The organism is Bradyrhizobium sp. 192, from assembly GCF_023100965.1.
In the GTDB taxonomy this organism is placed as follows: domain Bacteria; phylum Pseudomonadota; class Alphaproteobacteria; order Rhizobiales; family Xanthobacteraceae; genus Bradyrhizobium; species Bradyrhizobium symbiodeficiens.
This window is the reverse complement of record NZ_CP064690.1, coordinates 1,503,950-1,516,126: the sequence shown is the minus strand read 5'-3', so window position 1 is coordinate 1,516,126 and position 12,177 is coordinate 1,503,950. Positions and strand designations below refer to the sequence as shown.

Here is a 12,177-nt window from a genome sequence, read left to right as displayed (position 1 = left end):
ACGGCCTTTTTCATTTTAGCGCCTGCGCGCGGATTTCAGCACGTCGACGGGACGCCGTTGTAGGGAACGCAGGTGACCTGGCGCGGCCGCGTGTAGGACAGATCGCTCAAGTTTATGCTCGACTTCAGCACGTAGCCTACAGAAGGCGTGTAAGTGTAATTCGCCTCGCTGAGGATGAGGTAGGTCGACGGGATCAAGAGCGTCGAGGGAATCATGGTGGTGACCTTGTCGCCGGCCTTGCGGGCCGAGGTCGCCAGCGTCGCTTGCGTCGCGCCGCTCGCAATGGTGCCGGCCTTGCTCCATTGAACCGTGGCAATGCTGTTGGCATCGATATAGATCTGGGAGACCGTGCCCTTCACCAGACTGGCGTCGTAGGGCATGATGACCGAGATGCTCGCCGTGAACGTATCCTTCATGTCGCCATCGGCAAGCGTCGTCGACTGCGATGTCAAATCGGACAGAGCCCGCGCGATCAACGTGACCTTGCGATCGATCGCCACGGCCGACGAGAACTCGACGGTGCCGAAGAACATCACCAGCATCAGCGGGACGATGACCGCGAACTCGGTCGCCGCGAGCGCGCGCTTGTCGGCGACGAAGTCGCGCACGGAACGACATGCATTCCGCCAGATATTCGCAATCGCCTGCATCGGTATGCTCGGATCCATCTGTCTCAGAAGGGTTCGTTCTTGAACGCCGTGGTCGCCACCATCAGCCGTTTGTTGCTGCACCCGATATTGTAACCGAGGCCGGTGACGATGAGCGGCCACTGATAGAACAGCCGCACTACGACCACCTGGCCCGAGGTCCCGGCACTGTATTGCATGCCGGCCGGGTTGAAATTGCAGGAATCGCCGTAGCTCGTCAGGCTCAGCGAGCCGAAGGAGCTGGTGCTCACGACGTCGACGTAAAGCTTGCTGCAATCAAACAGCGCCGGGATCTGCGTGCACACATAGGCCTTGAACGTCGCCTTGTCGCACGCCATGACCACGCCGGGCGTGGTCTGGCAGGCCGCCACCGAACCGCCCTGCGCTTGCGCCTGGCCGGTCAGGATCGCGCGCGCGGAATTTTGCGTGATGGTCTCGAGTACCTGGCTCGCAAAGAACATGAGCGCCGTTTCGATGATGGCGAACAGCAGCCCGAAGAACATCGGGGCGACCAGGGCGAACTCGACGGCCGCGGAACCGCGGCGGTTGCCGCGAAACCGGCCCAGCGCTTTCCGGAGCGTGAACCTCGTAGGTGCAGGCGTTGGCATCACGTCAAATTCCCCAGCAACGGGCGATCAACTGTTCCGTTCAATAGCGGAAACTGATTGTTTAAGTGTTTCAGGCGATCCGCAGCCGGCGGACCGCGCCGTTAAGAATGCGTTAACCAGCCGCGACCCCAAGCCCACGGAAAGCGCGGCGCGCGGAGACCCCTGCCTCGTCCGCAAGCGGCCTGAGGCGATCCTGCCCGGGCAAACCCGCCGAACGATCCTGCTAGTTGGACTTGGCCGGAGGGGCGCCGCCACCACCGCTGGCGCTGGCGCTCAGCGAGCCGGCCTGGTTCATCGTGTTGTTGAAGTAGGTGTCGCTGTCGCCGAGCGTCACGCGACGCTGGCAAAGCGGCATGCAGCTGTAGGACTCGCGCTCGATCCCGCGATAGACGGTGACGAGCCGGTCGCTCGGACCTTCGACCTGGATCTGGCGGTCGACCAGAATCTCGCCGGCCCGGTCAAGCGCGATGAAATTGGTGGCTCCATAGCCCTTGCCGGTCACGACGATCATGCCGCCGGGCTGGAGCGTGACGTCGGCGATGAGGGGATTGCCGACCACCAGGGTCGCCACCTTGCCGGGGAGCCGCACCAGCTTGGCCTGGTCGACATTGACGGCGATGGTGTCGGCGGTCGGGTCGGCAAGGCCGGCAGCCGGCGCTGCCAGCACCGCGGCCGCAGCCAGAAGACAGACGCGCGCACGACGGCGCAGCAACTCTTTACGCATACTCTTACCCCCGGGACGTCACAAACCGGCAGAAGCGAACAGATAACAGCGGAGCCGGTGCCCGACCCCGCTAACCTGCCCTTAATTCGTGAACGTTCCGCAAACTCGCCGATGATTGTTTGAACAGACTGGCGTTTTGCCGCCATCGAAGCTAGCGGCGGAACGGATAGGCGAGCTGACCCGTGATCTCCTTCGGCATGGTCGCTTCGTCCTTGCCGTATTCCTGCGGCAGTTCACCCTCGGGCATGCGGAAGGTGCCGAACAGGACATCCCAGACCGGGAACGTGCCGGCAAAATTGGTGTCGCCGCCCTCCTCGAGCGAGGTGTGGTGCCAGCGGTGGAACACCGGCGTCGCCAGCAGATATTTGAACGGCCCGAAGCTCCAGTTCAGGTTGGCGTGCACGAAGGCCGAATGGAAGGTCGTGAACGGGGCGAGCCAGACCATCGCGTTCGGGGAAATGCCGGCCATCAGCAGCACGACGTCGACGCCGATCGAGCCGAGCACGAGATTGACGGGATGGAAGCGGGCCGCCGAAATCCAGCTTATCTCCTCCGAGGAGTGATGGATCGCGTGGTACTTCCAGAACCCGCCGCCGTGGAACAGCCGGTGCAGCCAGTACAGCATGAAGTCGGACAGGACCAGGAACAGCGCGGCCTGGGCCCACAGCGGCATCAACGAGAGCGGGCCGTGGCCGTTGTCGTAGAAGGCGATGAGTTCGTCGGCGTCGTGGATGTTGAAGACGAGACTCGCACCGACGATCAGAAGTCCGATCCGCATGGTGCGGGCGAACACCGGAACGAAGAACCAGTAGCAGATGTCGGTGACGATCTCGCGCTTGCGCCACCACGGCGCACCGGCATTGCAGGCCCAGAGATGTTCGAGCACGGTGAAGACCGCCGCGAGCGCGAAGGTGATGGGGATCACCTTGACGATGGTCTCGCCGAGCATCAGGGCGACTTGCATGGGCAGGCTCGACATCGTCGCCTCTCTTGCGAATTCCAGCTCCGTTACGCCTACGCCGCGAAATTTAAGGGAGCGTGAAGCCGGCGCCGCGCCGACGGTACATCCGGAACCGGAACGAATGACAGCGGCTGCCTTTAAGACGAAATTCACTCTGCATTAAAGCATCGCGCCGCAAGCGGGTTTGCCCGATCGAATTAACTCTACCGAAAGAGCTCGGCTCTCATGGTCATCACGTCAATGACGGCGCCGAACGAGGCGATCCCCACCCCAGTTGGAGTTATGTTCATGAAGAACCTGATTGCACGTTTCGCGAAGGATGAATCCGGCGCCACCGCCATCGAATACGGCCTGATCGCCGCCGGCATCGCGCTGGCCATCATCACCGTCGTCAACAATCTCGGCACCACGCTGAACACCAAGTTCACCGCGATCTCGACCGGCCTCAAGTAAAGCCGGACGAACGACGGCAAGAGCCCCGGGACCTCCGGGGCCTTTGTTTTTGAAGACGGCGAGTTCCGGTGGCGTTGCGTAAATACAGAACCGATGCCGCGGTCGCGGCAAATGCGACGGCGCAGGCACAGGCCGGCTCGCCGGTCTATTGGGTCTGCGTTGCGCTGCTGCTTGCGACGGCCGCGCTCGCCGCCCGCATCGCCAGCCTGTGGTGACGACGCGTTTTGCGGCTTCAGGCTCGCGCGGGACTTGCTGCCGTTGTCGGTTTGTTTAGCACTGCCGGCTAGCATCGGCCGACGCCGGTTCCCGCGGCAATCCCAGGCCTCAAGACGCAGCCCATGATCCTCGACCTCGCGCGCCTTCTGCTCTTCCCGGCCCTGATGGCGTTCGCAGCCGCGAGCGATCTATTCACGATGACGATCTCGAACCGCGTGTCGCTGGCGCTGGTCGCGGGCTTCTTCGCGCTCGCCCTCGCCGGTGGTATGGCACCTTACGAGATGCTCAGTCATGTCGGCGCCGGCGCGCTTCTCCTGGTCATCGCCTTCACCTGCTTTGCGATGGGCTGGGTCGGCGGCGGCGACGCCAAGGTCGCGGCCTCGGTCGCGCTCTGGTTCGGCTTCGCACCGCTGATGAACTTCCTGCTCTACGCCTCCTTGTTCGGCGGCGCGCTGACGCTGCTCCTGCTGCAATTCCGGCAATGGCCGCTGCCCTACGGGCTGGCGGGCCAGGCCTGGCTCGCCCGGCTGCACGCCAAGGAGAGCGGCATCCCCTACGGCATCGCGCTCGCGCTGAGTGCGCTGATGGTCTACCCGGAGACCGAATGGGTGAAGGCGATTGATCTCGCTCACCTCGCGCTGCGCTGAACGCACTGGGTAAACCCGGCGTTAAGGCGATTTAGATACGCCTCATTAACCATGCTTTGACGAATAGCTGGTCAACTGCCGATCAAGGCGGCGGCAGCGTCGCGGCGTTTTGTGGAAAGTGAAGCGTATGAATAGGGCACGCATTGTCGTCCTGACGGTCGCCATCTGCGCCGGCGGTGCCGCCGCGTACCTGGCGAGCGGCTCGGACAATTCTGCGCCGCCTCAGGCCCCGGTCGCGCAGCTTGCGACCGTCGACGTCCTCGTGGCCAAGAACGACATCGGCCTCGGCCAGACCGTGAAGCCGGAAGATGTGCAATGGCAGACCTGGCCGGCCGCGACCGCCAGCGCCACCTTCATCCGCCGCAACGAGCGTCCCGAGGGCGTGACCCAGGTGACCGGTTCGATCGCGCGCGCCCCCTTCATTCAGGGTGAGCCGATCCGCGACCAGAAGCTGGTCAAGGCCGAGGGCTCCGGATTCATGGCGGCCATCCTGCCCAGCGGCATGCGGGCCATCTCGACCGAAATCTCGCCGGAGACCGGCGCAGGCGGCTTCATCCTGCCCAATGACCGCGTCGACGTCCTCCTCACGCGCCGTCTCAAGAACCCGGACCAGGCCGCCGGCGGCCAGGACGTCGTCACGTCCGAGATCATCCTGGTCAATGTGCGCGTGCTCGCCATCGACCAGGCTCCGAAGGAGAAGGACGGCCAGAACGCCGTGGTCGGCAAGACCGTGACCCTGGAACTCACTTCCGCACAGACCCAGGCGCTTTCCTCGGCCCGTCAGGCCGGAACGCTGTCGCTGGCGCTGCGCAGCATTGCCGACGTCAAGATGAGCGAAATCACTCTCGACGAATCCGCTCAGAAGCGCGACGGCATCTCGATCATTCGCTACGGCGTCCCGAGCTCGACGGCGAAAGCACGATGAGGACAGGCGACATGAAATGCAGGGCAGATCTGGCGACGATGCGAACCTCAATGGTCCGCGCCCTGTCGTTCTCGGCCGCCTTCGCACTGGCGTTCAACCCGGTGCTGACCCCCGTGGTCGCCGCCGACTATCGTCCCGCCGCGCCGCCCGCCGCCGACGGCCAGATGAACGCCCGCTTCCTCTCGCTCGGCATCGGCAAGTCGATCGTGATCGACCTTCCGCGCGACATCAAGGACGTGCTGGTCGCTGACCCCAAGATCGCCAATGCGGTGGTCCGCTCGGCGCAGCGCGCCTACATCATCGGCGCCGCGATCGGCCAGACCAACATCGTGTTCTTCGATTCCGCAGGCCAGCAGATCGCGGCCTATGACATCGCAGTCAAGCGCGACCTCAATGGTGTGCGGGCGGCGCTGAAGCAGGTCCTGCCCAATTCGGACATCCAGATCGACGGACTCGGCGACGGCATCGTCCTGACCGGCACGGCGGCGAACCCGATGGAAGCGCAGCAGGCCAACGAGCTCGCCGCGCGCCTGGCCGGCGGCGCCGACAAGGTGGTGAACTCGATCGTGGTGCGCGGCCGCGACCAGGTCATGCTCAAGGTGACGGTGGCGGAAGTCCAGCGCACCATCGTCAAGCAGCTCGGCATCGACCTGAGCGCCAGCCTCAACTACGGCACGTCGGTGGTGAGCTTCACGAACTCCAATCCGTTCACCGCGCTCGGCCACAACCTCGTGGACGGCAACAATTTGACGACCAAGTTTGGCGGCGCGACGTCGGTGCAGGCCACCCTGCGCGCGATGGAAACCGCGGGCGTGATCCGCACGCTGGCCGAACCGAACCTGACCGCGATCTCCGGTGAATCGGCGACGTTCATCGCCGGCGGCGAATTCCCCGTGCCGGCAGGCTATGCGTGCGACCCCGTAACGCATGTCTGTACCACCCAGATCAGCTTCAAAAAGTTCGGCATCTCGCTCAACTTCACCCCCGTGGTGCTGAGCGAAGGCAAGATCAGCCTGCGCGTCATGACCGAGGTCTCCGAGCTGTCGAACGAAAATGCGATCACGCTGTCCCAGGCCGTGACCTCGACGTCGGTGAACTCGCTGACGGTGCCCTCGATCAGGACCCGCCGCGCCGAGACCTCGCTGGAAATTCCCTCCGGCGGCGCGATGGCGATGGCCGGCCTGATCCAGCAGCAGACCAAGCAAGCCATCAGCGGATTACCGGGACTGATGCAGCTCCCGATCCTCGGCACGCTGTTCCGCAGCCGCGACTTCGTCAACAACGCGACCGAACTGGTCGTGATCGTGACGCCCTATGTCGTTCGCGCAGTGGCGCCAAAGGACCTGTCGCGGCCGGATGACGGCTTCGCCCCGCCTGCGGATCCACAGGCCCAGCTGCTCGGCAACATCAACCGCATCTACGGCGTGCCCGGCCGGACCGAACCGGCAAAGAATTACCGCGGTACCTACGGCTTCATCACCGAGTGAGGCGGAACGGGGACTTCAAGATGATCATAAGACCACCCCAGCTTCGCAAACGCGCCATCCGCCTTGGTGGTGCGCTCGTCGGCATGGCGCTCGCGCTCGGCGGCTGCCAGCATGACCAGGCCGTCACAGCCTCAATTCCCGACGACTACAAGCAGCGCCATCCGATCGCGATCGAGGAGCAGAATCGTTCGATCGTCGTCTTCGTCGGCCATGCCCGCGGTGGATTGACCGCGGCCCAGCGCGCCGATGTGATGGGTGTCGCATCTGCATGGTTGCAGGAAGGCACCGGCGCCATCCGTATCGACGTGCCGTCCGGCACGCCCAATGCGCGTCCGGTCGCGGACACGATGCGTGAAATCCAGGCGATGCTCGCGGGAGCGGGCGTTCCGCCGCGCGGCGTCAACGTTCGCCCCTACCAGCCGGACGACAAGCGCTTCCTGCCGCCGATCCGGCTCACATATTCCAAGATCGCTGCGGTCGCGGGTCCCTGCGGCCTGTGGCCGGACGACATCGGCCCTTCGATGAAGAACAAGACCTGGTTCGAGAACAAGGACTATTACAATTACGGCTGCGCCTATCAGCGCAACCTCGCGGCGATGGTCGACAATCCGTCTGACCTCGAGCAGCCGCGTCCTGAAACTCCGTCCTACACGCCGCGGCGCATCACCTCTCTCGAGAAATATCGCAAGGGTCTCACGACGGCGACCACCTATCCCGAGTCCGACAAGGCCAAACTCAGCGACACCGGCAAATGATCAGCTACGCACGCCAGACACACGAAGAGCAGCCGGACGCAGCTCCTCCGCCGGTCGAGGAGCATATTGCGCCCGCGCCGCGCGTCTCGGTCCAGGCCTTCTGCGAGACCGTGGAGACTGCTGCCGCGGTCCAGGCGGCCGGTGAAGACCGCCGTCTCGGCAAGGCCCACCTCAAGATCCAGATGGGCGGCATGGCCGCGGCAACCGAGGCCTACCGCTCGGCCCCGACGCCGAACGTCATCGTGCTCGAAAGCGACGGACGCAACGACCTGCTCGGCGGGCTCGACCAGCTCGCCACCGTCTGCGACGCCGGCACCCGCGTGGTCGTGATCGGCCGCATCAACGACGTCACGCTCTACCGCGAGCTGGTGCGCCGCGGTGTCAGCGACTACGTGCTCGCGCCGGTTGGCGCGATCGACGTCGTGCGTTCGATCTGCAACCTCTTCTCCGCGCCGGAAGCCAAGGCGGTCGGCCGCATCATCGCCGTGGTCGGCGCCAAGGGCGGCGTCGGGGCTTCCACCATCTCCCATAACGTCGCCTGGGCGATCGCGCGCGACCTTGCGATGGACGCCGTCGTCGCCGATCTCGACCTCGCCTTCGGCACCGCCGGGCTCGACTACAACCAGGACCCGCCGCAAGGCATTGCCGACGCCGTGTTCTCGCCCGATCGGGTCGACACCGCCTTCATCGACCGCCTGCTGTCGAAATGTACCGACCATCTCAGCCTGCTGGCGGCGCCGGCGACGCTCGACCGGGTCTATGATTTCGGCACCGACGCATTCGACGCCGTGTTCGACACCTTGCGCTCCACCATGCCCTGCATCGTGCTCGACATTCCGCACCAATGGTCGGGCTGGACCAAGCGCGCCCTGATCGGGGCAGACGACATCCTGATCGTGGCCGCGCCTGACCTCGCCAATTTGCGCAATACCAAGAACCTGTTCGATCTGTTGAAGGCCGCGCGCCCCAACGACCGGCCGCCGCTCTACTGCCTGAACCAGGTCGGGGTGCCGAAACGGCCCGAAATCGCCGCCACGGAGTTCGCCAAGGCGATCGAGAGCCAGCCGATCGTCTCGATCCCGTTCGAGCCGCAGATTTTCGGCTCGGCCGCCAATAACGGCCAGATGATCGCGGAGATCTCCGCCAACCACAAATCGATCGAGATGTTCCTGCAGATCGCCCAGCGCCTGACCGGCCGCAGCGAGACCAAGAAACAAAAGTCGTCCCTGCTTTCACCCCTGATTGACAAGTTGCGGGGAAAATAGGTCCCGCATGGAGTTGTTAAGTGTTCGGTAAGCGTAGCGGAACAGACACCGACCTTCGGGCGCCCAAGCCCGGCGCCGTGTCGCCCGAGCCTGCCCAGGCTCCGGCGCCGACGGCGTCGCGCGCCCCGGCTCCGCCGGCGGTCGCCTCGCCCCCGCTCGCGCCTGCCAAGGCGCCGCCGCCTCCGGCCATGGAGAGCCGGCGCTCGGACAATTATTACGAGGTCAAGGCGACCATCTTCGGCGCGCTGATCGAGGCGATCGACCTCGCCCAGCTCGCCAAGCTCGATTCGGAGTCCGCGCGCGAGGAAATCCGCGACATCGTCAACGAGATCATCGCGATCAAGAACATCGTGATGTCGATCGCCGAGCAGGAAGAGCTGCTCGACGACATCTGCAACGACGTTCTGGGTTACGGTCCGCTCGAGCCGCTGCTGTCGCGCGACGACATCGCCGACATCATGGTCAACGGCGCCAACACCGTCTTCATCGAAGTCAACGGCAAGATCCAGAAGACCGGCATCCGCTTCCGCGACAACCAGCAGCTCCTCAACATCTGCCAGCGCATCGTCAGCCAGGTCGGCCGGCGCGTCGACGAATCCTCGCCGATCTGCGACGCGCGTCTCGCCGACGGCTCCCGCGTCAACGCCATCGTGCCGCCGCTGTCGATCGACGGCCCCACGCTCACCATCCGCAAATTCAAAAAGGACAAGCTGACGCTCGATCAGCTGGTCAAGTTCGGCGCGATCTCGCCGGAAGGCGCCGAAATCCTCCAGATCATCGGCCGCGTCCGCTGCAACGTGCTGATCTCCGGCGGTACCGGCTCCGGCAAGACCACGCTGCTCAACTGCCTGACCAACTATATCGAGCATGACGAGCGCGTCATCACCTGCGAAGACGCCGCCGAGCTCCAGCTCCAGCAGCCTCACGTGGTGCGGCTCGAAACCCGACCGCCCAACATTGAGGGCGAGGGCCAGGTCACCATGCGCGAGCTGGTGCGCAACTGTCTGCGTATGCGCCCCGAGCGTATCATCGTCGGCGAGGTCCGCGGACCCGAGGCGTTCGACCTGCTCCAGGCCATGAACACCGGCCATGACGGCTCGATGGGCACGCTGCACGCCAACAACCCGCGCGAAGCCCTGTCGCGCTGCGAATCCATGATCACGATGGGAGGCTTCTCGCTGCCCTCACGCACCATCCGCGAGATGATCTGCGCCTCCATCGACGTCATCGTCCAGGCGGCGCGCCTGCGCGACGGCTCGCGCCGCATCACCCACATCACCGAGGTGATGGGCATGGAAGGCGACACCATCATCACCCAGGACATCTTCCTCTATGACATAGTCGGCGAGGACGCCAACGGCAAGATTATCGGCCGGCACCGCTCGACCGGCATCGGCCGTCCGAAATTCTGGGAACGCGCCCGCTATTACGGCGACGAGAAGCGCCTTGCCGCTGCGCTGGACGCGGCGGAAGTCGCGCCGAAGACGTGAGCAGGTCAGCATGAACATGCAGGTCCTCGCCCTCGCATTCCTTGCCACCGCAGCGGTCGGTGGCATCGCCTGGGTCTTCCTCTATCCGCTGCTGTCGGGGGAACGAAAGGCCGAAAGCCGTCGCGCCTCGATCTCGCGCGCCGAGGCGCCCACGGTCCGCCAGGCCGAGAAGAGCCAGCGCTCGCGTCGCGAGCAGGTCGAGACCTCGCTGAAGGACCTCGAGGCGCGACGCCTGCAGCAGAAGAGCGCTCCGCTGCCCGTTCGCCTGTCGCAGGCAGGGCTCGATTGGACGCCGCAGAAATTCTGGATCGTCTCCGCTGTCGTGGCGGGCGTGTTCTTCGCGGCCGCGCTGTTCGCCGGCGGCGGCCTGATCGGTGCTGTCGGTCTCGCCTTTGCCGGCGGTTTCGGCCTGCCGCGCTGGGCGCTCGGCTTCCTGAAGAAGCGTCGCGAGGCCAAGTTCCTGGCGGCGCTGCCCGACGCCGTCGACGTCATCGTTCGCGGCATCAAGGCGGGCCTGCCCCTGTTCGAATCGATCAAGGTCGTCGCGGCCGACGCGCCCGAGCCGCTGCGCAGCGAGTTTCTGGCGATCATCGAGACCCAGGCCATCGGCATGCCACTCGGCGAGGCCTGCACGCGGCTCTATGATCGCATGCCGTTGCCGGAAGCCAACTTCTTCGGCATCGTCATCTCGATCCAGCAGAAATCCGGCGGCAACCTCTCCGAAGCGCTCGGCAACCTTTCCAAGGTGCTGCGCGACCGCAAGAAGATGAGGGAGAAGATCCAGGCGATGTCGATGGAAGCCAAGGCCTCGGCCGGCATCATCGGCTCGCTGCCGCCGATCGTGATGTTCCTCGTCTATCTCACGACGCCGAATTACATCTCGGTGCTGTGGATCCATCCCACCGGCCAGCTCATGCTGGTCGGCTGCGTCGTCTGGATGGCGGTCGGCATCATGGTGATGAAGAAGATGATCAATTTCGATTTCTGACGGTGCAGTATGGTCCAGTTTCTCGTTGCGAAACTACATGACGTCCACTTCATGACCATGATGCTGGCGGCCATTGCCGCCAGCGCCACCGTCTATACGCTGGTGATGCCCCTGTTCGCCGGCGAGGGCCTCTCCAAGCGCATGAAGGCGGTGGCGAGCGAGCGCGAGCGCATCCGGCAGCGCGAGCGTGAGCGCCTTCACAAGAGCGAAAAGGTCACGCTGCGCCAGACACCGAAGCAGCTCGTCTCCAAGGTCGTCGACGACTTCAACCTCACCAAATGGCTCGCGCAGGAAGCCGCGCGCGACAAGCTGATCATGGCCGGGTATCGCGGTCAGGCGCCCTACATCACCTTCCTGTTTGCCCGCATGGTCGCGCCGATGGTGCTCTTCATCGGCTCGGTCGTCTACGTTTTCGTGATCGCGCATATGCAGCAGGCCATGCCGATCAAGATCGGCATCTGCATCGGCGCCGCCTATCTCGGCCTCCAGGCGCCGATGCTGTTCCTCAGGAACGCGATCTCCAAGCGCCAGCTCTCGATCAAGCGGGCCTTCCCCGACGCGCTCGACCTGCTCCTGATCTGCATCGAATCCGGCATGTCGGTCGAGATGGCGTTCCGGAAAGTCGCCACCGAGATCGTCGGACAGTCGATCGCACTATCGGAGGAGTTCACGCTGACGACGGCCGAATTATCCTATCTGCAGGATCGCAAGGTCGCCTATGAGAATTTGGCGCGACGCACCGGGCTCGAAGGCGTCAAGTCGGTGTGTCTCGCGCTTCAGCAGGCGGAACGTTACGGCACCCCGCTCGGACATTCGCTGCGCGTCATGGCGCAGGAGAATCGCGACATGCGCATGAACGAGGCCGAGAAGAAGGCGGCCGCGCTGCCACCGAAGCTGACGGTGCCTATGATCCTGTTCTTCCTGCCCGTGCTGTTCGTCGTCATTCTCGGACCGACCGGCATCAAGATCTCCGAGATGCAATGACGCAAGACGCGGGCCGCGCATGCGGCT

General features: G+C 64.5%; 14 protein-coding genes. 10 read left to right on the top strand and 4 right to left on the bottom strand.

From position 1 onward, the window contains the following. Positions 1-35: 35 nt before the first annotated feature. The 4 genes from IVB24_RS07130 to IVB24_RS07115 form a co-directional block, all read right to left on the bottom strand. Positions 36-650: a TadE/TadG family type IV pilus assembly protein gene (locus tag IVB24_RS07130; protein WP_247772542.1), complete on the bottom strand. Its 615-nt coding sequence runs from the start codon at positions 648-650 to the stop codon at positions 36-38. A gap of 23 nt (positions 651-673) precedes the next feature. After that, positions 674-1,255 (bottom strand): TadE/TadG family type IV pilus assembly protein, encoded by a 582-nt coding sequence (locus tag IVB24_RS07125; RefSeq protein ID WP_247774054.1) that lies wholly within the window; start codon positions 1,253-1,255, stop codon positions 674-676. Positions 1,256-1,478: 223 nt separating this feature from the next. Beyond that, the gene (locus IVB24_RS07120; protein ID WP_247772541.1) at positions 1,479-1,979 is read right to left on the bottom strand and encodes a pilus assembly protein N-terminal domain-containing protein; all 501 of its coding nucleotides are present in this window, start codon (positions 1,977-1,979) and stop codon (positions 1,479-1,481) included. Between the two features lie 151 nt (positions 1,980-2,130). Beyond that, entirely contained in the window at positions 2,131-2,958 is an 828-nt protein-coding gene (locus IVB24_RS07115; protein ID WP_140481254.1) for a sterol desaturase family protein, read from the bottom strand. Positions 2,959-3,228: 270 nt separating this feature from the next. On the opposite strand from IVB24_RS07115, the gene IVB24_RS07110 reads away from it, so the two are divergent. From IVB24_RS07110 to IVB24_RS07065, 10 genes are all read left to right on the top strand, one after another. After that, complete coding sequence (locus IVB24_RS07110) at positions 3,229-3,393, top strand: Flp family type IVb pilin (protein WP_094977073.1); 165 nt, start codon at positions 3,229-3,231, stop codon at positions 3,391-3,393. A 74-nt stretch (positions 3,394-3,467) separates the two neighbouring features. Further along, the gene (locus tag IVB24_RS07105) at positions 3,468-3,608 is read left to right on the top strand and encodes a hypothetical protein (protein ID WP_162406235.1); all 141 of its coding nucleotides are present in this window, start codon (positions 3,468-3,470) and stop codon (positions 3,606-3,608) included. Between the two features lie 123 nt (positions 3,609-3,731). Further along, entirely contained in the window at positions 3,732-4,256 is a 525-nt protein-coding gene (locus IVB24_RS07100) for a prepilin peptidase (RefSeq protein ID WP_018318783.1), read from the top strand. 127 nt (positions 4,257-4,383) lie between these two features. After that, positions 4,384-5,181, top strand: a complete 798-nt coding sequence (gene cpaB / locus IVB24_RS07095) for a Flp pilus assembly protein CpaB (RefSeq protein ID WP_162308752.1) — start codon at positions 4,384-4,386, stop codon at positions 5,179-5,181. 11 nt (positions 5,182-5,192) lie between these two features. Continuing rightward, a complete protein-coding gene (locus tag IVB24_RS07090; protein WP_247772540.1) occupies positions 5,193-6,668 on the top strand; it encodes a type II and III secretion system protein family protein in 1,476 nt (491 codons plus the stop codon). 20 nt (positions 6,669-6,688) lie between these two features. Then, positions 6,689-7,423, top strand: coding sequence for a CpaD family pilus assembly protein (locus tag IVB24_RS07085; RefSeq protein ID WP_166468046.1), 735 nt, complete (start codon positions 6,689-6,691; stop codon positions 7,421-7,423). Beyond that, positions 7,420-8,688, top strand: coding sequence for an AAA family ATPase (locus IVB24_RS07080; RefSeq protein WP_094976723.1), 1,269 nt, complete (start codon positions 7,420-7,422; stop codon positions 8,686-8,688). Before IVB24_RS07085 ends, IVB24_RS07080 begins: the two co-directional genes overlap by 4 nt. 20 nt (positions 8,689-8,708) lie before the next feature. Further along, positions 8,709-10,178, top strand: coding sequence for a CpaF family protein (locus IVB24_RS07075; protein WP_247772539.1), 1,470 nt, complete (start codon positions 8,709-8,711; stop codon positions 10,176-10,178). A gap of 10 nt (positions 10,179-10,188) precedes the next feature. Continuing rightward, entirely contained in the window at positions 10,189-11,166 is a 978-nt protein-coding gene (locus tag IVB24_RS07070; protein WP_247772538.1) for a type II secretion system F family protein, read from the top strand. 9 nt (positions 11,167-11,175) lie between these two features. After that, positions 11,176-12,150: a type II secretion system F family protein gene (locus tag IVB24_RS07065; RefSeq protein WP_247772537.1), complete on the top strand. Its 975-nt coding sequence runs from the start codon at positions 11,176-11,178 to the stop codon at positions 12,148-12,150. The last annotated feature ends 27 nt before the right edge of the window (positions 12,151-12,177 follow it).